The 21,276-nt window shown below is 57.0% G+C and carries 21 protein-coding genes; 16 read left to right on the forward strand and 5 right to left on the reverse strand.

The window, feature by feature from the left end; genetic code table 11:
* Positions 1-50: 50 nt before the first annotated feature.
* The 4 genes from EKN83_RS19430 to ubiA all read left to right on the forward strand — a co-directional run bounded on the left by EKN83_RS19430 (position 51) and on the right by ubiA (position 3,989).
* Positions 51-1,361: a maltoporin gene (locus EKN83_RS19430; RefSeq protein ID WP_126801519.1), complete on the forward strand. Its 1,311-nt coding sequence runs from the start codon at positions 51-53 to the stop codon at positions 1,359-1,361.
* Between the two features lie 114 nt (positions 1,362-1,475).
* On the forward strand, positions 1,476-2,429 hold the full coding sequence (gene malM, locus EKN83_RS19435) for a maltose operon protein MalM (RefSeq protein ID WP_095450284.1): 954 nt from the start codon (positions 1,476-1,478) through the stop codon (positions 2,427-2,429).
* A gap of 180 nt (positions 2,430-2,609) precedes the next feature.
* The gene (ubiC, locus tag EKN83_RS19440) at positions 2,610-3,107 is read left to right on the forward strand and encodes a chorismate lyase (protein ID WP_025758980.1); all 498 of its coding nucleotides are present in this window, start codon (positions 2,610-2,612) and stop codon (positions 3,105-3,107) included.
* A gap of 12 nt (positions 3,108-3,119) precedes the next feature.
* Positions 3,120-3,989, forward strand: a complete 870-nt coding sequence (gene ubiA / locus EKN83_RS19445; RefSeq protein WP_025758979.1) for a 4-hydroxybenzoate octaprenyltransferase — start codon at positions 3,120-3,122, stop codon at positions 3,987-3,989.
* 89 nt (positions 3,990-4,078) lie between these two features.
* On the opposite strand, the gene zntA is transcribed toward ubiA, so the two are convergent.
* A complete protein-coding gene (gene zntA / locus EKN83_RS19450; protein ID WP_126801520.1) occupies positions 4,079-6,250 on the reverse strand; it encodes a Zn(II)/Cd(II)/Pb(II) translocating P-type ATPase ZntA in 2,172 nt (723 codons plus the stop codon).
* A gap of 76 nt (positions 6,251-6,326) precedes the next feature.
* Positions 6,327-6,953 carry a lysoplasmalogenase gene (locus EKN83_RS19455; protein WP_025758977.1) on the reverse strand — a complete coding sequence of 209 codons (627 nt, stop codon included), beginning with the start codon at positions 6,951-6,953 and terminating at the stop codon, positions 6,327-6,329.
* Between the two features lie 129 nt (positions 6,954-7,082).
* Between EKN83_RS19455 and EKN83_RS19460 the strand changes: the two genes are divergently transcribed.
* Positions 7,083-7,442, forward strand: coding sequence for a DUF2500 domain-containing protein (locus tag EKN83_RS19460; RefSeq protein ID WP_025758976.1), 360 nt, complete (start codon positions 7,083-7,085; stop codon positions 7,440-7,442).
* An 82-nt stretch (positions 7,443-7,524) separates the two neighbouring features.
* On the opposite strand, the gene EKN83_RS19465 is transcribed toward EKN83_RS19460, so the two are convergent.
* A complete protein-coding gene (locus EKN83_RS19465) occupies positions 7,525-7,806 on the reverse strand; it encodes a DUF1145 family protein (protein ID WP_008500088.1) in 282 nt (93 codons plus the stop codon).
* Complete coding sequence (rsmD, locus tag EKN83_RS19470; RefSeq protein WP_025758975.1) at positions 7,790-8,392, reverse strand: 16S rRNA (guanine(966)-N(2))-methyltransferase; 603 nt, start codon at positions 8,390-8,392, stop codon at positions 7,790-7,792. The genes EKN83_RS19465 and rsmD overlap by 17 nt, the downstream gene beginning before the upstream one ends.
* Before the next feature lie 127 nt (positions 8,393-8,519).
* On the opposite strand from rsmD, the gene ftsY reads away from it, so the two are divergent.
* The 6 genes from ftsY to livJ all read left to right on the forward strand — a co-directional run bounded on the left by ftsY (position 8,520) and on the right by livJ (position 15,509).
* Positions 8,520-9,983 (forward strand): signal recognition particle-docking protein FtsY, encoded by a 1,464-nt coding sequence (gene ftsY, locus EKN83_RS19475; RefSeq protein WP_126801521.1) that lies wholly within the window; start codon positions 8,520-8,522, stop codon positions 9,981-9,983.
* Positions 9,984-9,985: 2 nt separating this feature from the next.
* Complete coding sequence (gene ftsE, locus EKN83_RS19480) at positions 9,986-10,651, forward strand: cell division ATP-binding protein FtsE (protein WP_025758973.1); 666 nt, start codon at positions 9,986-9,988, stop codon at positions 10,649-10,651.
* Positions 10,644-11,699, forward strand: coding sequence for a permease-like cell division protein FtsX (gene ftsX / locus EKN83_RS19485; RefSeq protein ID WP_025758972.1), 1,056 nt, complete (start codon positions 10,644-10,646; stop codon positions 11,697-11,699). Before ftsE ends, ftsX begins: the two co-directional genes overlap by 8 nt.
* Before the next feature lie 251 nt (positions 11,700-11,950).
* Positions 11,951-12,808, forward strand: a complete 858-nt coding sequence (gene rpoH / locus EKN83_RS19490) for an RNA polymerase sigma factor RpoH (RefSeq protein WP_008500093.1) — start codon at positions 11,951-11,953, stop codon at positions 12,806-12,808.
* Positions 12,809-12,945: 137 nt separating this feature from the next.
* Complete coding sequence (locus tag EKN83_RS19495) at positions 12,946-14,211, forward strand: 4-aminobutyrate--2-oxoglutarate transaminase (RefSeq protein ID WP_126801522.1); 1,266 nt, start codon at positions 12,946-12,948, stop codon at positions 14,209-14,211.
* A gap of 197 nt (positions 14,212-14,408) precedes the next feature.
* A complete protein-coding gene (livJ, locus tag EKN83_RS19500) occupies positions 14,409-15,509 on the forward strand; it encodes a branched chain amino acid ABC transporter substrate-binding protein LivJ (protein ID WP_072201786.1) in 1,101 nt (366 codons plus the stop codon).
* 90 nt (positions 15,510-15,599) lie between these two features.
* Here the strand turns inward: livJ and panM are convergent, their stop codons facing one another.
* Positions 15,600-15,989, reverse strand: coding sequence for an aspartate 1-decarboxylase autocleavage activator PanM (gene panM / locus EKN83_RS19505; protein WP_025758967.1), 390 nt, complete (start codon positions 15,987-15,989; stop codon positions 15,600-15,602).
* A 424-nt stretch (positions 15,990-16,413) separates the two neighbouring features.
* Between panM and livK the strand changes: the two genes are divergently transcribed.
* From livK to livF, 5 genes are read left to right on the forward strand one after another with little or no spacing between them, the layout of a single operon-like run.
* The gene (livK, locus tag EKN83_RS19515; RefSeq protein WP_025757804.1) at positions 16,414-17,523 is read left to right on the forward strand and encodes a high-affinity branched-chain amino acid ABC transporter substrate-binding protein LivK; all 1,110 of its coding nucleotides are present in this window, start codon (positions 16,414-16,416) and stop codon (positions 17,521-17,523) included.
* A gap of 46 nt (positions 17,524-17,569) precedes the next feature.
* The gene (livH, locus tag EKN83_RS19520; RefSeq protein ID WP_025757805.1) at positions 17,570-18,496 is read left to right on the forward strand and encodes a high-affinity branched-chain amino acid ABC transporter permease LivH; all 927 of its coding nucleotides are present in this window, start codon (positions 17,570-17,572) and stop codon (positions 18,494-18,496) included.
* Complete coding sequence (gene livM / locus EKN83_RS19525; RefSeq protein WP_013099130.1) at positions 18,493-19,770, forward strand: branched chain amino acid ABC transporter permease LivM; 1,278 nt, start codon at positions 18,493-18,495, stop codon at positions 19,768-19,770. The genes livH and livM overlap by 4 nt, the downstream gene beginning before the upstream one ends.
* Positions 19,767-20,531, forward strand: coding sequence for a high-affinity branched-chain amino acid ABC transporter ATP-binding protein LivG (gene livG / locus EKN83_RS19530; protein ID WP_025757808.1), 765 nt, complete (start codon positions 19,767-19,769; stop codon positions 20,529-20,531). Before livM ends, livG begins: the two co-directional genes overlap by 4 nt.
* A gap of 1 nt (position 20,532) precedes the next feature.
* On the forward strand, positions 20,533-21,246 hold the full coding sequence (gene livF / locus EKN83_RS19535; RefSeq protein WP_008500102.1) for a high-affinity branched-chain amino acid ABC transporter ATP-binding protein LivF: 714 nt from the start codon (positions 20,533-20,535) through the stop codon (positions 21,244-21,246).
* Positions 21,247-21,276 lie beyond the last annotated feature (30 nt).

A 21,276-nucleotide genomic window follows, 5' to 3' on the forward strand; every position in this document is an offset into this window, starting at 1 on the left:
AAACCGACAGGTGAAGTGTTCAAAGAAAAGCAATGATCTCAGGAGATAGAATGATGATTACTCTGCGCAAACAAGTCCCTCTGGCAATCGCCGTTGCGGCAGGCATCCTGTCTGCCCAGGCAGGCGCCGTGGACTTTAAAGGTTATGCTCGTTCCGGCATTGGCTGGACCGGGAGTGGCGGTGAACAGCAGTGCTTCCAGGCAACAGGTGCTCAAAGTAAATACCGTCTCGGTAACGAATGTGAGACCTACGCCGAGCTGAAACTGGGCCAGGAAGTGTGGAAAGAGGGCGATAAGAGCTTCTACTTCGACACCAACGTCGCGTATTCCGTTTCTCAGCAGAATGACTGGGAAGCCACCAGCCCGGCCTTCCGTGAAGCTAACGTGCAGGGTAAAAACCTCATTGAAGCATTGCCAGGTTCCACCATCTGGGCCGGTAAGCGCTTCTATCAGCGTCATGACGTTCACATGATCGACTTCTACTACTGGGATATTTCTGGTCCTGGTGCGGGTATCGAAAACATCGACCTGGGCTTCGGCAAGCTCTCCCTGGCCGCCACCCGTTCTTCTGAAGCGGGCGGTTCCGGCACCTTCGCCGATCGCGATATTAACGGCGACCGTACCTATGATCGTATCGTGCCAAACGATGTCTTCGACGTCCGTTTAGCTGGTCTGGAAACCAACCCGGGCGGTACGCTGGAACTGGGTGTTGACTACGGTCACACCAACATTCCAGACGATTACTACCTGCAGCCTGGCGCCTCTAAAGATGGCTGGCTGTTCACTGCTGAACATACCCAGAGCATGATGAAAGGCTTCAACAAGTTCGTACTGCAGTACGGTACGGATTCCATGACCTCTAACGGCAAAGGTATCCCTCAAGGCGGTAGCGTTGATAACGATGGCTCCATGTGGCGTGTGCTGGACCACGGTGCAATCACCCTGGCAGACCGTTGGGACCTGATGTACGTCGGTATGTACCAGAACATCGATCGTGATAACAACAACGGTACCGAGTGGTGGACCGTGGGTGTTCGTCCAATGTTCAAATGGACGCCGATCATGAGCACCTTGCTGGAAGTGGGCTACGACAACGTCAAATCTCAGAGAACTGACGAGAAAAACAGCCAGTACAAAATCACCCTGGCACAGCAATGGCAGGCAGGCGACAGCATCTGGTCTCGTCCGGCTATCCGTGTCTTCGCAACCTACGCGAAGTGGGATGAGAAATGGGGTTACGCGAACAACAGTGACACCGGCTACACCTCTGGCGTGGCATACAGTGACACTTCCGCGAAAACCTTCAGCCGTGGCGACGACGATGAGTGGACCTTCGGCGCCCAGATGGAAATCTGGTGGTAATTCGTTAGACCTGACGTAATGACCTAAAAAGAGGGGCGAAAGCCCCTCTATCCTTAGGGTGCTGCGCGCTATTGCCTGGCCACCGCAGTGCTCACGCTATCAGAGGTAATAACAATGAAAATGAAGAAAAGTCTCGTCGCGCTGTGCCTCTCTGCGGGGCTGATGGCCTGTGTTCCGGCGGTCTCCCTGGCAGATGTGAATTTCGTGCCACAAAATACCAGCGCTGCGCCATCTATCCCGGCGGCGGCGCTCCAGCAACTGACCTGGACACCGGTTGATCAATCCAAAACGCAATCCACCCAGCTTTCTACAGGCGGACAACAGCTGAACGTGCCGGGGATCACCGGGCCGGTTGCCGCCTACAGCGTGCCAGCCAATATTGGTGAACTGACCCTGACGTTAACCAGTGAGGTGGACAAACAGACCAGCGTATTTGCGCCGAACGTGCTGATTCTGGACCAAAACCTGACGCCTTCTGCTTTCTTCCCGAGCAGCTACTTTAGCTATCAGGAGCCTGGCGTGATGAGTGCAGACCGCCTGCAAGGCGTGATGCGCCTGACGCCAGCCCTGGGACAGCAAAAAATTTACGTGCTGGTCTTCACCACCGAGAAAGATTTGCAGCAGACCACAAAGCTGGTTGACCCGGCGAAAGCCTATGCGAAAGGCACCGGCAACTCGGTTCCGGATATTCCGGACCCGCTTGCCCGTCATACCACTGATGGCCTGATCAAACTGAAAGTCTCCACCAACAGCGCCTCCAGCGTACTCGTTGGCCCACTGTTTGGCTCCTCAGGCCCAGGGCCGGTGACCGTGGGGAATACCGCTGCACCTGTCTATGCCGCGCCAGCTGCCACGGCAGCCGCACCGGTAGCGACCGCAGCGCCGGCCCCGGCGAAGAAAGCTGAGCCGGTACTGAACGACACCGAAGAGTACTTCAACAACGCCATTAAGCAGGCGGTGAAGCGCGGCGATGTCGATAAAGCGCTGAAACTGCTTGATGAAGCCGAACGTTTAGGTTCAACCACTGCCCGTTCCACCTTTATCAGCAGTGTAAAAGGCAAGGGGTAACCGTTTCCCCACAGTGCTGATTTGTTAGTAGTTTAGTGCGCCTGAGTGGGCGCACTTTTTTTCGTCTCGTCCTGGTTGTTGCGCCCTTGTTGCGATCGTGATCGTTAAATAACGTTTGGCCCCCCTCAATCCGCGTTTCTGCGATACAATGCCAGTACGTTATGTATCGGAGAGTCTGGCATGTCACACCCCGCGCTAACGCAACTGCGTGCGCTGCGCTATTTCGACCACATCCCTGCGCTTGATCCGCAGCAGCTTGACTGGCTGTTGCTGGAAGATTCCATGACGAAACGTTTTGAGCAGCAGGGGAAAACGGTCACGGTGACCCTGATTCAGGAAGGGTTTGTCTCTGGCGATGAGATCGCCAGCGAACTGCCGCTGCTGCCGCAGGAGCCTCGTTACTGGCTGCGTGAAATTTTACTCTGTGCTGACGGTGAACCGTGGCTTGCAGGACGGACGGTAGTACCCGAGTCCACCCTTTCCGGGCCCGAGCTGGCGCTGCAGCGTCTGGGGAAAACGCCGCTGGGGCGTTACCTCTTCACCTCGTCTGAACTTACCCGGGATTTTATTGAAATTGGTCGTGATGCCGAACTGTGGGGGCGTCGTTCCCGCCTTCGCCTGAGTGGTAAACCGTTAATTCTGACGGAGCTTTTTTTACCGGCATCACCGTTGTACTAAGAGGAAGAAAAAATGGAGTGGAGCCTGACGCAGAATAAGCTGTTGGCTTATCACCGCTTAATGCGTACCGATAAACCTATTGGCGCGTTACTGTTGCTGTGGCCGACCTTATGGGCGCTGTGGGTGGCGACGCCAGGCGTGCCGCCGCTGTGGATCCTTGGCGTGTTTGTTGCCGGGGTCTGGCTGATGCGTGCGGCGGGCTGCGTGGTCAATGACTATGCCGACCGTAAATTCGACGGCCATGTCAAACGGACTGCCGGTCGTCCGTTACCCAGTGGGCAGGTGACCGGGAAAGAGGCCCGCGTGCTGTTCGTTGTTCTGGTGCTGCTCTCCTTCCTGCTGGTGTTAACCCTGAACACCATGACCATTCTGCTCTCCGTGGCAGCGCTGGCACTGGCCTGGGTTTATCCGTTTATGAAGCGCTACACCCATCTGCCGCAGGTTGTGCTGGGCGCGGCGTTTGGCTGGTCGATTCCGATGGCGTTTGCGGCAGTTAGTGAGTCCTTACCGCTCAGCTGCTGGCTGATGTTTCTGGCGAACATTCTCTGGGCCGTGGCTTACGATACCCAATACGCGATGGTTGACCGCGACGACGATCTGAAAATTGGCATCAAATCCACCGCCATTCTGTTTGGCCGTCACGACAAGCTGATCATCGGGATTCTGCAGGTTGCCGTGCTGGCGCTGATGGTGGCGATCGGTCGCCTCAACGGTCTGAACTGGGCGTTTTACTGGTCCGTGCTGGTGGCGGGGCTGCTGTTTGCTTATCAGCAGAAGCTGATCGCTAAGCGTGAACGTGACGCCTGCTTTAAAGCGTTTATGAACAATAACTACGTCGGTCTGGTGCTGTTTTTAGGCCTGGCGATGAGCTATTTCTTATAAAAAAAGTCGGGTGGCGGCTTCGCCTTACCCGACCTGTGATCTGGCAGGACATGTAGGCCCGGTAAGCGTTAGCGCCACCGGGCGTTTTTTTACCGGCGACGCAACAGCCGGAGCGCGTTTGCCGTCACCAGCACCGTTGCCCCGGTATCCGCCAGCACCGCCAGCCATAATCCGGTCATGCCCAGCAGCGTGGTGACCAGGAAAATCCCTTTCAGCCCCAGCGCGATGCCGATGTTCTGGCGGATGTTGGCCCGCGTCGCCCGCGCAAGCGCGATCATCTGGGCCAGCCCGGTCAGGCGGTTGTGGGTCAGCGCCGCGTCAGCGGTCTCCAGCGCCACGTCGGTACCGCTGCCCATGGCGATGCCAATGGTGGATGCCTTCATCGCCGGCGCATCGTTAATCCCGTCGCCGACCATCGCCAGCGGGGCGTGTGCGTTCAGCTCCTTCACCGCGCTGACCTTATCCGCAGGCAGCAGGCCGGCTTTAAACTCGAGCCCCAGCTCACCGGCAATGGCCGCCGCCGCGCGAGGGTTGTCCCCGGTTAAAATCACACCCTGCACGCCCAGCTGATGCAGCGCCGCCACCGCCTCTCTGGCATCGTCACGCAGGGTATCGCGCAGCGCCAGAATGCCTTTCACGACGCCGTCAAGCATGACGGCAACAACCGTCTGTCCGGCTTTTTCTAACGCCTCGACCTCTGGATTTGAAGACTTGCCAGCCGCGACAATCAGTACCTTTTTACCGTCAACGGTGGCCTCAATCCCTGACCCTACCAGCGCTCGCTGCGCGGTCGCCGCCGGGATAGTTAATCCTCGCGACTGTGCTTCACGCACAATTGCCATCGCCAGCGGGTGAGTGGAACCCTGTTCAACGGCGGCGGCCAGTGTCAGCAGTTCATCTTCACTGATTTCCTGCGGATACACGCCGGTGACCTGCGGCTTGCCGACGGTCAGTGTGCCGGTTTTATCGAAGGCGATGTGTTCAACCTGGCTCAGCTGCTCCAGCGCCGCGCCGCCCTTAATCAACGCGCCGCGACGTGCCGCCGCCGCCAGGCCGGACGTAATGGCCGCCGGGGTGGATATGACCAGCGCGCACGGGCAGCCGATCAGCAGCAGCGTCAGCCCTTTATAAATCCAGCCCTCCCACGGCGCGCCAAAGAACAGCGGGGGAATGACGGTAACCAGCAGGGCAACCAGCATAATGGCGGGGGTGTAGATACGGCTGAAGCGGTCGATGAAGCGTTCGACAGGCGCGCGGCGTTCTTCGGCCTCTTCAATCAGCTTCAGGATACGGTCTATGGCGCTGTCGCCCGGTTCGGAAAGAACCTTAAGCTGCACCAGACGATCGACGCTGGTGGCGCCCGCAGGCACTTTTTCGCCCATTGCGCGTTCCACTGGAATGGACTCCCCGGTGAGAGCACTTTCGTCGAAGCTTGCCGTGGCGGTGAGCAACTCACCGTCCGCAGGCAGACGGCCCCCTGCGGCAACGTCTATCACGTCGCCCGGGCGGAGCGTACTGATGGCGACCGTTTCACGCGTACCGTTTACCACGCGGGTGGCGGTTTCCGGTTTCAGGGCCATTAACGCGCTGACCCCTTTACGCGCCCGGCTGGCAGCCCAGCCCTCAAGGCGTTCACCGATTAAGAACAGCAGCAGCACCATTGCCGCTTCTGCCGTCGCACCAATAAACAGCGCGCCGATGGCGGCCACGCTCATCAGTGTTTCGATGGCAAACCAGCTGCCGCTTCTCATCAGACGCCATGCCTGACGGGCAATTGGGAACAGCCCGACCAGGGTGGTGGCGATAAATGCCAGATTGCCAAACGGGTGGTTGATCTGCTCCAGCCCCCAGCTCAGGGCCATCATAATGATGAGCGTAACAAGCGGAAGATTTTCGCGCAGGGATGACGTTTTTTCCGCGGGGGCGGTTTCGCTACGCAGGCTGTAACCGGCCTGGCTGACCGCGGCTTCCACCTGTTTGCTGACGTCCTTTTCGGCGCTGATCAGCAGTTTTTCGGTGGCGAACAGCACCTGAACGTGACTCACGCCCGGAACCTGTTTCACGGCGTTTTCAACTTTACGGGCGCAGGCGGCGCAGTCCATACCGTTGACGATCCAGCTGTAGCGGTTTCCGCTTTCGGGCAGCGGCTGCGTTTGCGTTTCACACGCGCCTTCGCAGCAGCAGTCGTCTTTCGACGGCACCGGGCTGAGCTTAAGCGCCGAGAATTGAGGAACTTTTTTAGGTATTTCTGGAGTCGACATGGCAGTCTCCGGCAATGATAATTTTCTCATTAACCGCAGCATACACTCTGGAGTCGACTCCAGAGTCAAGCGTTATTTAGATATACAGGGAACGCACAATCAGGAAGTGCCCGGCAAAGTAACAGGCGGCGGCAATCGCGTTATCTGCCCGGAAACGGCGGCGATAGTGGCTACCCAGCCAGACGATATTGCCGATCAACAGCAGCGCCGCACCGAAGAATGCGGACATCGCCGGGGCCGTTGGGCGGAAGAACCACAGTTCACCTGCCAGCCATACCATCACCAGCGTCATGGCGATAAACGTGCAGATCGGCAACCGCATCTCTTCCAGACGCGACCAGATCACCGCAATCAGCAGGGCGCCAATCACCAGCAGCACCAGCGGCAGCGGCCAGAAGAACGAGAGCGTCATCTGGCTGGCGAAGTAAATGGTGTACAGCAGATGCGACAGGAAGAACGCCCCCACGGCATACAGCAGGCGCTGGCGCGGCAGCAGGGTCAGGGCATCGCCAATCAGGGAGGCGCACAATCCGGCGAGGACCAGATAACTTATGGCGTTGAACATCGGTGCTTGCCAGGCAAGCAGCAGGAGCAGCAGCAGTGTGACGGGTTTAAACAGCCAGCGCTGCCAGGTGGGACCACGGTACGACGCATCGACATAAAGCCATGCGGAAAAACAGACAGCGATAAATGACCAAAGCATATTAACTCCCTGTATCTGTTAAGGCTGAATAATCAGTTTCTCATTCAGTGTAGTGACGCGGGCGGGCGTTTGGCAATGGCGGGGAAGGCAGGGTATCCTGAATTCCGCATAATCTTATGGGATGGTTGAATGAGCAAGATGCCGCTGTTTTTCATTATCGTGGTGGCGATTATCGTTATTGCCGCGTCGTTCCGTTTTGTGCAACAGCGCCGCGAAAAGGCGGATAACGACGCTGCGCCACTGATGCAAAAGCGCGTGATTGTGAGCAACAAACGCGAGAAGCCCCTTAACGACCGCCGCTCGCGGCAACAGCAGGTCGCGCCGGCGGGTACCGCTATGCGCTATGAAGCGAGCTTTAAGCCGGAAACGGGCGGTCTGGAGATGACCTTCCGCCTGGAGGCGCCGCAGTACCATCAACTGACGGTGGGGGAGAAAGGGACGCTGAGTTATAAAGGGTCGCGGTTTGAGGGGTTTAAACCGGCGCTGTAATTTTCCCTCATCCCGGCCCTCTCCCAGAGGGAGAGGGTGTAATCGTCCCCTCTCCCTCTGGGAGAGGGTTAGGGTGAGGGTGTTATTTCTTCACCTGCGCCTTAAACTTCTTCATCCACACCAGCAGTTCAAACACGCCGAAAATAAAGACGCGCAGCTGCTGCCAGCCGGTCATCTGTGGGCCATCTTTCGGCAGGCCATTTTTCAGCATCACCATCTGCAGGGCGTGCATGAACGAGGTGAAAATCAGCGCGACGTTAACAAAAATATTCATCGGGCGCGGGAACGGGTGCACCAGGTTGAGAAGCAAAAACGCCCAGACGCCCAGCATCAACAAACGTCCCAGATTAATCAGTACCGGCATCGGATCCTCCTTGTGCCTGACGGTGATACAGACGATAAGCGACCTGACCGGCCACTTTCTCACGGTGCAGTTCCCAGTGGGCGGGAACCGGGGGTAAACCGTTTTCCACTTCGCTTTCCACGTAAATTAATGCGTCATCCGCCAGCCAGCCGTTTTGCTCCAGCAGGGATAACGTCTCTTCCAGCAGACCCTTACGGAACGGCGGGTCGACAAACACCACGTTATGCGGCGTGCCCTTCTGTGCCAGAAAACTCAGGGTGTTGGTGTTCACAACCCTGGCGTTGCTCGCTTTCAGCGTCGCCAGATTCTGCTGCAAGGTCTGCGCAACGCCGCGCTCCATCTCCAGCAGCGTGGCGCTGGCGGCATAGCGCGACAGCGCTTCCAGCCCGAGTGCGCCGCTGCCAGCGAAGCAGTCGAGACAGTGGGCGTCGACCATTGACGGGGCCAGCCAGTTAAACAGCGTTTCGCGCACGCGGTCGGTGGTGGGGCGTAAACCGGGGCTGTCCGGCACCGGTAATTTCCGGCCTCGCCACTGACCACCGATAATACGAATTTGACCGGCCGGGGCGCGGTTGGGTTTCTTCATTTCAGGAAAGCTCTGTTAACAATTGGCCTGCGATTGCGGGCGGTGATGTCAATTAAGTAAAGTGTTAGACTATTTCATCATTTTTTTAGCTTCCATGTATATAGCGCCGCGAGGAGTGTAGTCGCAGATGGCAAAACAAAAAAAACGTGGCTTCTTTTCCTGGCTGGGCTTCGGTGAAAAAGAGCAAGAAACAGAACAGAAAACCGAAGAGCAACATGCCGTTGAAGAGCAATCGCAGCCTGAAACGCCTGTAGAAACCGCCGCGGTTGTCGAGGCGGAAGAAACGGCGCACAGCAAAGAAGAGATCGAATCTTTCGCTGAAGAGGTGGTTGCGGTCACTGAAGAGGTTCAGGAGAGCGAGAAGCCAGAACCGGTTGTGGTTGATGAGATCCCCGACGCGCCACAGGCCGTTATCGAACATGATGAGTTACCGCTGCCGGAAGAGGTGAAAGCCGAAGCCGTTTCTGCCGAAGAGTGGCAGGCCGAAGCGGAAACCGTTGAAATTGTTGAAGCGGTGGAAGAAGAGGCCGAAAACGAACCTGAGCTGACCGACGAAGAGCTGGAAGCCCAGGCGCTGGCGGCAGAGGCCGCTGAAGAAGCGGTTATCGTCGTGCCGGTGGAAGAGCCAGAGCAGACCGAAGAGATTGTCCAGGAGCAGGAAAAACCGACCAAAGAAGGTTTCTTCGCTCGCCTGAAACGCAGCCTGCTGAAGACCAAAGAAAACTTAGGTTCCGGATTTATCAGTCTGTTCCGCGGCAAAAAGATCGACGACGATCTGTTTGAAGAGCTGGAAGAACAGTTGCTGATCGCGGACGTGGGGGTAGAAACCACCCGTAAGATCATCACCAATCTGACCGAAGGGGCGAGCCGCAAGCAATTGCGTGACGCCGAGGCGCTGTACGGCCTGCTGAAAGACGAGATGGGTGAAATTCTCGCAAAAGTTGACGAACCGCTTAATATTGAAGGCAAAACGCCATTTGTTATTCTGATGGTCGGCGTGAACGGCGTGGGCAAAACCACCACCATCGGCAAGCTGGCGCGTCAGTTCGAGCAGCAGGGCAAATCGGTGATGCTGGCGGCGGGTGATACCTTCCGTGCGGCAGCGGTTGAGCAGCTTCAGGTCTGGGGCCAGCGCAATAACATTCCGGTGATTGCTCAGCATACCGGCGCGGACTCCGCATCCGTGATCTTCGACGCCATTCAGGCGGCGAAGGCGCGCAACGTGGACGTGCTGATTGCCGATACTGCAGGCCGTTTGCAGAACAAATCGCACCTGATGGAAGAGTTGAAGAAAATCGTCCGCGTGATGAAGAAGCTGGACGAAGACGCACCGCATGAAATTATGCTGACCATTGATGCCAGCACCGGACAGAACGCCATCAGCCAGGCGAAGCTGTTCCATGAAGCGGTAGGACTGACGGGGATCACGCTGACCAAACTGGACGGCACCGCGAAAGGCGGGGTGATCTTCTCCGTGGCTGACCAGTTCGGCATTCCTATCCGCTACATCGGTGTGGGCGAGCGTATTGAGGATTTACGTCCGTTTAAAGCGGACGACTTTATTGAGGCATTATTTGCCCGAGAGGACTAACAATGATTCGCTTTGAACACGTCAGCAAGGCCTATCTCGGTGGGAGACAAGCGCTGCAGGGGGTGACATTTCACCTGCAGCCGGGCGAGATGGCATTCCTGACCGGCCATTCCGGCGCGGGGAAAAGTACCCTGCTCAAGCTTATCTGTGGGATCGAGCGGCCAAGCGCCGGGAAAATCTTTTTCGGCGGCCATGAGATCAGCCGCCTGAAAAACCGCGAAGTGCCGTTCCTGCGTCGGCAGATCGGCATGATTTTCCAGGACCACCACCTGCTGATGGATCGCACCGTTTTCGATAACGTGGCCATTCCGCTGATTATTGCCGGTGCCAGCTATGACGATATCCGCCGTCGCGTCTCTGCGGCGCTGGATAAGGTTGGGCTGCTGGACAAAGCGAAGAACTTCCCGATCCAGCTCTCCGGCGGTGAACAGCAGCGTGTGGGCATTGCCCGTGCGGTGGTGAATAAGCCTGCGGTACTGCTGGCGGATGAACCGACCGGTAACCTGGACGATGCCCTGTCCGAAGGGATTTTGCGTCTGTTTGAGGAATTTAACCGCGTGGGGGTCACCGTATTGATGGCGACGCACGATATCGGGCTCATTTCCCGTCGTTCGTACCGCATGCTAACCCTGAGCGACGGTCATTTGCACGGAGGCCACGGTGAATAAGCGTGATGCAATGAACCAGATTCGGCAGTTTGGCAACCGGTTAGACCGTTTCCGCAAGCCGCAGAGCGGGGGTGACGGTAATCGTAATGCGCCGAAGCGCCAGAAGGCCGCGCCTAAGCCGGCTTCCCGCAAAACTAACGTATTCAACGAGCAGGTGCGCTACGCCTTCCACGGCGCGCTGCAGGACCTGAAAAGCAAACCGCTGGCGACGTTCCTGACGGTGATGGTGATTGCCATCTCCCTCACGCTGCCAAGCGTCTGCTATATGGTTTATAAGAACGTTAACCAGGCGGCTTCACAGTATTATCCTTCTCCGCAGATCACGGTCTATCTGGATAAAGCGCTCGACGATAACGCGGCGGCGCAGGTGGTCGGGCAAATTCAGGCCGAGCAGGGTGTGGAGAAGGTTAATTATCTCTCGCGTGAAGACGCGCTGGGCGAGTTCCGCAACTGGTCAGGCTTTGGCGGTGCGCTGGATATGCTTGAAGAGAACCCGCTGCCTGCCGTGGCGGTGGTGATCCCGAAGCTGGATTTCCAGGGTACCGATTCCCTTAACACCCTGCGCGATCGCATTACCCGCATTAAAGGCATTGACGAAGTGCGCATGGATGACAGCTGGTTTGCGCGTCTTTCTGCCCTGACCGGGCTGGTCGGGCGTGTGGCGGCGATGATTGGCGTGCTGATGGTGGCGGCGGTCTTCCTGGTCATCGGCAACAGCGTGCGCCTGAGCATCTTCGCCCGTCGCGATACCATCAACGTGCAAAAGCTGATTGGGGCAACGGATGGCTTTATCCTTCGACCGTTCCTTTACGGCGGCGCGCTGCTCGGGTTTTCCGGCGCATTTCTTTCACTGATATTGTCAGAAATTTTGGTGATGCGGCTTTCATCTGCCGTGACTGAAGTGGCGCAGGTTTTCGGAACGAAGTTTGATATCAGTGGCTTAGGGTTCGATGAGTGCCTGCTGCTGCTGCTGGTGTGCTCGATGATCGGGTGGGTGGCCGCCTGGCTGGCAACCGTTCAACATTTACGCCACTTTACTCCCGACTAAGAAAAGCGTGATATAATCTTTCCCTGCACCGAGATGTTCGCTCTGCAGGGAAAGCGTCCCTGTTGTCACTTCCCCTGTTATCATCTCCATGTCACATTTTGTGCGTAATTTATTCACCGTTGCACCTGGAACTTGTGGATAAAATCACTGTCTGATAAAAGAGTGAATGCTAATCTCGTTGCTCAAACGCTTTGGCATGGTTGTTGCCTGACGGGGACAACCAGGACCAGAAGAAACATTGAGAGGAATGAATGACCAAAGAAATGCAAACTTTAGCTTTAGCCCCTGTTGGTAACCTGGAATCGTATATCCGGGCTGCGAACACCTGGCCGATGTTAACGGCCGAGGAAGAAAAGGAGCTTGCTGAAAAGCTGCATTACCAGGGCGATCTGGAAGCAGCGAAAAAGCTGATCCTGTCTCACCTGCGCTTTGTTGTTCACATTGCTCGTAATTACGCGGGCTATGGCCTGCCGCAGGCGGACTTGATTCAGGAAGGTAACATCGGTCTGATGAAGGCTGTGCGTCGCTTTAACCCGGAAGTGGGTGTGCGACTGGTCTCCTTCGCTGTGCACTGGATCAAAGCAGAGATTCACGAATACGTGCTGCGCAACTGGCGTATCGTGAAAGTCGCCACAACAAAAGCGCAACGCAAACTGTTCTTTAACCTGCGTAAAACCAAGCAGCGTCTGGGCTGGTTCAATCAGGATGAAGTCGAAATGGTGGCGCGCGAGCTGGGCGTATCCAGTAAAGACGTGCGTGAGATGGAATCCCGTATGGCCGCGCAGGACATGACTTTTGATATGTCCTCTGACGACGATGCTTCCGACAGCCAGCCAATGGCGCCGGTTCTGTATCTGCAGGATAAGACCTCTAACTTTGCTGACGGCATCGAAGAGGATAACTGGGAAGATCAGGCCGCGAACAAGCTGAGCTATGCGATGGAAGGCCTGGACGAGCGTAGCCAGGATATTATCCGCGCCCGCTGGCTGGACGAAGACAACAAGTCCACGCTGCAGGAGCTGGCCGACCGCTACGGCGTCTCCGCTGAACGTGTGCGTCAGCTTGAAAAGAACGCCATGAAAAAACTTCGCGCCGCTATCGAAGCGTAATTTCCGCGAAGTATGACGAGAACCCCTGGATGCCAAGTCCGGGGGTTTTGTTTTTTTAGCGCCCGCTCTGGCGAATTTCCGCCCCCTGGCAAACACTTACTGATGCGCTAAGCAGGCGACTTTCTCAGGGGGACAGGGTGAAAAATAACGAACTCAACGACCGGCGTTTACAGGCGACGCCGCGCGGCATCGGCGTGATGTGTAACTTCTATGCCGATAAAGCGGAGAACGCCACGGTGTGGGACATCGAGGGCAACGAGTACATCGACTTTGCTGCGGGGATCGCGGTGCTGAATACCGGCCATCGCCATCCAAAGGTCATTGCCGCCATCGAAAAACAACTCCACGCCTTTACCCATACGGCTTACCAGATTGTGCCGTATGAAGGCTATGTGTCGCTTGCCGAGCGTATCAACGCACGCGTGCCCATTGACGGCCCGGCGAAAACGGCGTTCTTCTCGACGGGCGCAGAAGCGGTGGAAAACGCCGTAAAAATTGCCCGCGCCTTTACCAAACGTCCTGGCCTTATCACCTTCGGCGGCGCGTTCCACGGCCGTACCTTTATGACCATGGCGCTGACCGGCAAAGTCGCGCCCTACAAGCTCGGCTTTGGCCCTTTCCCCGGCTCGGTTTATCACGCACAGTATCCGAATGAACTGCATGGCGTCAGCACCGCGGAGGCGCTAAAGAGCCTGGAGCGCATCTTTAAAGCGGATATCGCCCCGGATCAGGTTGCGGCGATTATTCTCGAACCGGTTCAGGGGGAGGGCGGTTTCAACATCGCCCCGGCTGATTTTATGCAGGCCCTGCGCGCCCTGTGCGATACCCACGGTATTTTGCTGATTGCCGACGAGGTGCAAAGCGGTTTCGCCCGCACCGGCAAGCTGTTCTCGATGGAGCACCACTGTGTGAAGCCGGATCTGATCACCATGGCGAAAAGCCTGGCGGGCGGGATGCCGCTCTCGGCGGTCTCGGGTCGTGCTGAGGTGATGGATGCGCCTGCGCCTGGCGGGCTGGGCGGCACCTACGCGGGGAACCCGCTGGCGATTGCCGCGGCGCATGCCGTGCTGGACGTGATTGATGAAGAAGACCTCTGCACCCGCTCGGCACATCTTGGCCATCACCTGGTGGAGGTGCTGAACAAAGCGAAGGAACACTGCCCATATATCGCGGATATTCGCGCGCAGGGCTCGATGGTGGCGGTGGAGTTTAACGACCCGCAAACGGGTCACCCTTCGCCGGAATTTACCCGCCAGGTTCAGGAACGTGCATTGCAGGAAGGTCTGCTGCTTCTGAGCTGCGGCGTGTACGGCAACGTCATTCGCTTCCTCTATCCGCTGACGATCCCCGAGGTGCAGTTCCGTAAAGCGCTGGACATTCTCTCCGCCTCGCTGACACGTTAAAGCCACTTGCCCGGCAAAACGCCCTGCCGGGCTTATCATATATTCATTTCAAATTTGCTATTCCAAAATCATAAAAATGGGGTATGTTTTAGCAGAGTATGCTGAAAAAGCGCGAACAGCACACCTATAACTGAAATAAAGCGCTGCACAACAACATCACAACAATCGTAATAACCATAATAATGGGGAATCTCAGGATGAACATGAAGGGTAAAGCGTTACTGGCAGGATGTATCGCGTTGGCATTCAGCACCATGGCACAGGCAGACATCAAAGTGGCTGTGGTAGGCGCGATGTCCGGTCCGGTAGCGCAGTACGGCGACCAGGAATTTACTGGCGCAGAACAGGCGGTTGCAGACATTAACGCTAAGGGCGGTATCAAGGGCGAAAAACTGCAGATCGTAAAATATGATGATGCCTGTGACCCGAAACAAGCGGTCGCGGTCGCGAACAAAGTGGTAAACGACGGAATCAAATACGTCATCGGCCACCTGTGTTCTTCCTCTACGCAGCCTGCGTCTGACATCTACGAAGACGAAGGTATTCTGATGATCACCCCGGCGGCGACCGCACCGGAGCTGACCGCACGCGGCTACAAGCTGACCCTGCGTACCACCGGTCTGGATTCTGACCAGGGCCCAACCGCGGCAAAATACATTCTTGAAAAAGTGAAGCCGCAGCGCATCGCCATTGTTCACGATAAACAGCAGTACGGTGAAGGTCTGGCGCGTGCGGTGCAGGATGGTCTGAAGAAAGGCAATGCGAACGTCGTCTTCTTCGACGGGATCACTGCGGGCGAGAAAGACTTCTCCACGCTGGTTGCGCGTCTGAAGAAAGAGAATATCGACTTCGTTTACTACGGTGGCTACCACCCGGAAATGGGCCAGATCCTGCGTCAGGCACGCGCGGCCGGTCTGAAAACCCAGTTTATGGGACCAGAAGGGGTGGCGAACGTTTCCCTGTCTAACATCGCGGGTGAGTCTGCGGAAGGCCTGCTGGTGACCAAGCCGAAGAACTACGACCAGGTCCCTGCGAACAAACCTATCGTTGATGCCATCAAGGCGAAGAAACAGGATCCAAGCGGCGCGTTCGTCTGGACCACCTACGCGGCGCTGCAGTCTCTGCAGGCGGGCCTGAACCAGTCAGCCGATCCAGCTGAAATTGCCACCTGGCTGAAAGCGAACACCGTCGAGACCGTTATGGGGCCTCTCTCCTGGGACGCGAAGGGCGATCTGAAGGGCTTCGAGTTCGGCGTGTTTGACTGGCATGCTAACGGCACGGCGACGGACGCCAAATAAAAGCAAAAAGGCAACGTAAGTTGCCTTTTTTAATGTTTTCTCCCTCTCCCCGTGGGAGAGGGCCGGGGTGAGGGCATCAGGCCGCACATATCAACTCTGGCGCTTCTCCCACCCGCTCTCCTGCGCCGTAAACCCTAACGCCTGCATAAACGCCGCCATCACACCGCGGTCTTCTACCCCCACGTCGGCCATCCACCATGAAGTCACGTTCGGGTTTGTGCGAATCACTTCTTCAATTAAGTACTGTCCTACACCGCGACGACGGGTAACGTCACGTACGCGCAATGAGTCCAGCGCCCCTTCTGTCCCGCTTAGCGTCACGCGAACCGCAGCCAGCAGGCGCTCGTTGAAGCGCGCGGCATAAATGCGGTGGGTCTCATCGACGCGTAGCGACGAAGGGGAATATTCCGGCCAGATCTTGCCCAGGTCGATATGATCCTGGTCGCTAAAGGTCACCAGACGCACGATAGTCAGTTTCATTAGCCACTTGTCCAAATCAAATTGAGTAGGGGCAGTGTACTCAATTTATTCGCTCAGCGGCTTCCTCTTTTTATTCTCATTCGCCAGGTGATTAGTTTTTTGACAACGCAATGGGCAGATTGAAAACACATGGATCGAAAAATAAGCAGAATTTTAACCTGAATGGTAGTGATTTATTCGGCGCTTTGTACCGTTATTTTATGCTGCAAACTGCACTTTTAGTTGTTTATCTCTGCCTGATTTCAGAATATTATCTTTGCTTAATCGCCTGAAAAATAGAGATTTTAGTCTGGTTTTTGACAAAAAACTGCGCTAAACCATTAAAGGCACTGGTAAAAATAGCGTTGTTCATTAAAAGTACAGAATGCTTTTTAACCATAATAAAACAAAATATAAACACGACATCACGAATGGGGATTCAGAGATGAAAAGGAACGCGAAGACGATACTCGCGGGGATGGTCGCACTGTCGATCTCGCATGCCGCTATGGCGGAGGACATTAAAGTTGCGGTGGTGGGGGCGATGTCCGGTCCTGTTGCTCAGTGGGGTGACATGGAGTTCAACGGTGCGCGCCAGGCCATCAAAGACATCAACGCCAAAGGCGGCATCAAAGGCGACAAGCTGGTAGGCGTGGAATATGACGACGCCTGCGATCCGAAACAGGCCGTCGCGGTCGCTAACAAAATCGTCAACGATGGCATCCAGTACGTGATCGGCCATCTGTGCTCATCCTCCACCCAGCCGGCGTCTGATATCTACGAAGATGAAGGCATTCTGATGATCACCCCCGGTGCGACCAACCCGGAGCTGACCCAGCGCGGCTATCAGCACATTATGCGTACCGCCGGTCTGGACTCCTCTCAGGGGCCGACTGCCGCCAAATTTATCCTCGAAAACGTCAAGCCACAGCGCATCGCCATTATTCATGACAAACAACAGTATGGCGAAGGCCTGGCGCGTTCCGTTCAGGACGGCCTGAAAAAAGGCGGCGCAAACATCGTCTTCTTCGACGGTATTACCGCTGGTGAGAAAGACTTCTCCGCGCTGATTGCCCGTCTGCAAAAAGAGAATATCGACTTCGTTTACTACGGTGGCTACTACCCGGAAATGGGACAAATGCTGCGTCAGGCGCGTTCGGTAGGGTTGAAAACCCAGTTTATGGGGCCGGAAGGCGTGGGTAACGCCTCCCTGTCTAACATTGCGGGTGATGCCGCCGAAGGCATGCTGGTGACGATGCCAAAACGCTATGACCAGGATCCGGCCAACAAGGCTATCGTTGATGCGCTCAAGGCGCAGAAAAAAGATCCGAGCGGGCCGTACGTCTGGATCACTTACGCCGCCGTACAGTCTCTGGCGACGGCGCTGGATCGTACCGGCAGCAAAGAACCGCTGGATCTGGTGAAAGATTTAAAAGCGCACGGGGCGAACACCGTGATTGGGCCGCTGAACTGGGATGAGAAAGGCGATCTGAAGGGATTTGAGTTTGGTGTCTTTAAGTGGCACGCCGACGGTTCGTCCTCGGTCGCCAAATAATTATCCCACCGCCCGGACCGCCGGGCGGGTATAAAAAGGTTTGCATATGTCCGAGCAGTTTCTCTATTTCCTGCAGCAGATGTTTAACGGCGTCACGCTGGGAAGCACCTACGCGCTGATTGCCATCGGCTATACGATGGTTTACGGCATTATCGGCATGATCAACTTCGCCCACGGCGAGGTGTACATGATCGGTAGCTATGTCTCCTTTATGATCATCGCCGCGCTGATGATGATGGGCATCGACAGCAGCTGGCTGCTGGTCGCCGCCGGGTTTGTCGGCGCGATTGTGATTGCCAGCGCCTACGGCTGGAGCATCGAACGCGTGGCCTACCGGCCGGTGCGCAGCTCCAAGCGCCTGATTGCGCTCATCTCCGCGATTGGGATGTCCATCTTCCTGCAAAACTACGTCAGCCTGACCGAAGGCTCGCGCGACGTGGCGTTGCCAAGCCTGTTTAACGGCCAGTGGGTTGTGGGGGCCAGCGAAAACTTCTCTGCCTCTATCACCACCATGCAGCTGGTTATCTGGGTGGTGACCTTTATTGCGATGCTCGCCCTGACGCTGTTCATCCGTTACTCGCGCATGGGACGCGCCTGCCGCGCCTGCGCGGAAGACCTGAAGATGGCGAGCCTGCTGGGGATCAACACCGACCGCGTCATTGCCCTGACCTTTGTGATCGGTGCCGCGATGGCGGCTGTTGCCGGGGTTCTGCTCGGCCAGTTCTACGGCGTGATTAACCCGTACATCGGCTTTATGGCCGGGATGAAAGCCTTTACCGCGGCGGTGCTGGGCGGTATCGGCAGTATTCCGGGGGCAATGATTGGCGGCCTGATCCTGGGCGTGGCGGAAGCGCTCTCCTCGGCGTATCTGAGCACTGAGTATAAAGATGTGGTGTCGTTTGCCCTGCTGATTCTGGTTCTGCTGGTGATGCCTACCGGTATTCTGGGCCGTCCGGAGGTAGAGAAAGTATGAAACCGATGCATTTTGCAATGGCGCTGCTCTCTGCCGCCATGTTCTTCGTGCTGGCGGGCGTCTTTATGGGCGTTCAGTTAGAGCTGAACGGCACTAAGCTGGTGGTCGACACCGCTGCCGACATTCGCTGGCAGTGGGTATTTATCGGCACGGCGGTCGTCTTCCTGTTCCAGCTGCTGCGTCCGCTGTTTCAGAAGACGCTGAAAGGCGTCTCCGGGCCGAAGTTTGTTCTGCCGGCAATTGACGGTTCGACCGTTAAGCAGAAGCTGTTCCTCGTGGCGCTGCTGGTGGCCGCGGTGGCGTGGCCGTTCGTGGTCTCCCGCGGCACGGTGGATATCGCCACCCTGACCATGATCTACGTGATACTCGGTCTGGGTCTGAACGTGGTGGTGGGGCTTTCCGGCCTGCTGGTGCTGGGCTACGGCGGCTTCTACGCCATCGGTGCCTACACGTTTGCGCTGCTGAACCACTATTACGGCCTCGGCTTCTGGACCTGTCTGCCGCTGGCGGGGCTGGTCTCTGCCGCCGCCGGTTTCCTGCTTGGCTTCCCGGTGCTGCGCCTGCGTGGTGACTACCTGGCGATTGTGACCTTAGGCTTCGGTGAAATCGTCCGTATCCTGCTGCTCAACAACACCGAAGTGACCGGTGGCCCGAACGGTATCAGCCAGATCCCGAAACCGACCTTCTTCGGTCTGGAGTTCAGCCGTACCGCCCGTGAAGGCGGCTGGGACACCTTCAGCAACTTCTTTGGCGTGAAATATGATCCGTCCGACCGCGTTATCTGGCTCTATCTGGTGGCGCTGCTGCTGGTGGTGATTACCCTGTTCGTGATTAACCGCCTGCTGCGTATGCCGCTGGGCCGTGCGTGGGAAGCGCTGCGCGAAGATGAGATCGCCTGCCGTTCTCTGGGCCTGAACCCGACCCGCATCAAGCTGACCGCGTTTACCATCAGCGCCGCGTTTGCCGGTTTTGCCGGGACGCTGTTTGCCGCACGTCAGGGCTTCGTCAGCCCGGAATCGTTCACCTTTGCCGAATCCGCCTTTGTGCTGGCGATTGTGGTGCTCGGTGGGATGGGCTCGCAGTTTGCCGTTATTCTGGCGGCCATTCTGCTGGTGGTCTCGCGCGAGCTGATGCGTGACTTTAACGAATACAGCATGCTGATGCTGGGTGGTTTGATGGTGCTGATGATGATCTGGCGTCCGCAGGGCCTGCTGCCGATGACCCGTCCACAGCTGAAGCTGAAGAACGGGCAAGCGAAAGGAGAGCAGGCATGAAGCCTTTATTATCCGTTAACGGTCTGATGATGCGTTTTGGCGGCCTGCTGGCGGTCAATAACGTGAATCTGGATCTGCACAAGAAAGAGATCGTCTCCCTGATTGGCCCGAACGGCGCGGGGAAAACCACGGTCTTTAACTGCCTGACCGGTTTCTATAAGCCGACGGGCGGCACCATCATGCTGCGCGACCAGCATCTCGAAGGTTTACCGGGTCAGCAGATTGCCCGCATGGGCGTGGTGCGTACCTTCCAGCACGTACGTCTGTTCCGCGAAATGACGGTGATTGAGAACCTGCTGGTAGCACAGCATCAGCAGCTGAAAACCGGGCTGTTCTCCGGCCTGCTGAAAACCCCGGCGTTCCGCCGCGCGCAGGATGAAGCGCTCGACCGCGCCGCCACCTGGCTCGACCGAATTGGCCTGCTGCAGCACGCCAACCGTCAGGCGAGCAACCTCGCCTACGGCGACCAGCGCCGCCTTGAAATTGTGCGCTGCATGGTGACCCAGCCGGAAATCCTGATGCTCGACGAACCGGCAGCAGGGCTTAACCCGAAAGAGACCAAAGAGCTGGACGAGCTGATTGCCGAACTGCGCGATCATCACGACACCACCATTCTGCTGATTGAGCATGACATGAAGCTGGTGATGGGCATTTCTGACCGTATCTACGTGGTCAACCAGGGCACGCCGCTGGCAAACGGCACGCCGGAAGAGATCCGCAACAACCCGGACGTGATCCGCGCATACCTTGGTGAGGCATAAGATGGAAAAAGCGATGTTAACGTTCGATAAGGTCAATGCGCACTACGGTAAGATCCAGGCGCTGCACGACGTCAGCCTGCATATCAACCAGGGGGAAATCGTGACCCTGATCGGGGCCAACGGCGCGGGTAAAACCACGCTGCTCGGCACCCTGTGCGGCGACCCGCGCGCCACCAGCGGGCGGATTGTGTTCGATGGCAAAGACATTACCGACTGGCAGACCGCCAGAATCATGCGTGAGGCGGTGGCGATTGTGCCGGAAGGACGTCGCGTGTTCTCTCGTATGACGGTGGAAGAGAACCTGGCGATGGGCGGTTTCTTCGCCCACCGCGATGAATATCAGACCCGCATCAAGTGGGTGTACGAACTCTTCCCGCGTCTGTGGGAGCGCCGCATCCAGCGTGCGGGCACCATGTCCGGCGGTGAACAGCAGATGCTGGCGATCGGCCGCGCGCTGATGAGCCAGCCGCGCCTGCTGCTGCTGGACGAACCGTCGCTCGGTCTGGCACCGATCATCATCCAGCAGATCTTCGACACCATCGAACAGCTGCGTAAAGAGGGGATGACCATCTTCCTCGTCGAGCAGAACGCCAACCAGGCGCTGAAGCTCGCTGACCGTGGCTACGTGCTGGAGAACGGTCGCGTGGTGCTGGAAGACACCGGTGACGCGCTGCTGGCGAACGAAGCGGTGCGGAGCGCGTATTTAGGGGGATAGGTAAAAGTAAAAAGGCAACGTAAGTTGCCT

This window comes from Enterobacter sp. WCHEn090032 (assembly GCF_003986875.1).
GTDB lineage: Bacteria > Pseudomonadota > Gammaproteobacteria > Enterobacterales > Enterobacteriaceae > Enterobacter > Enterobacter sichuanensis.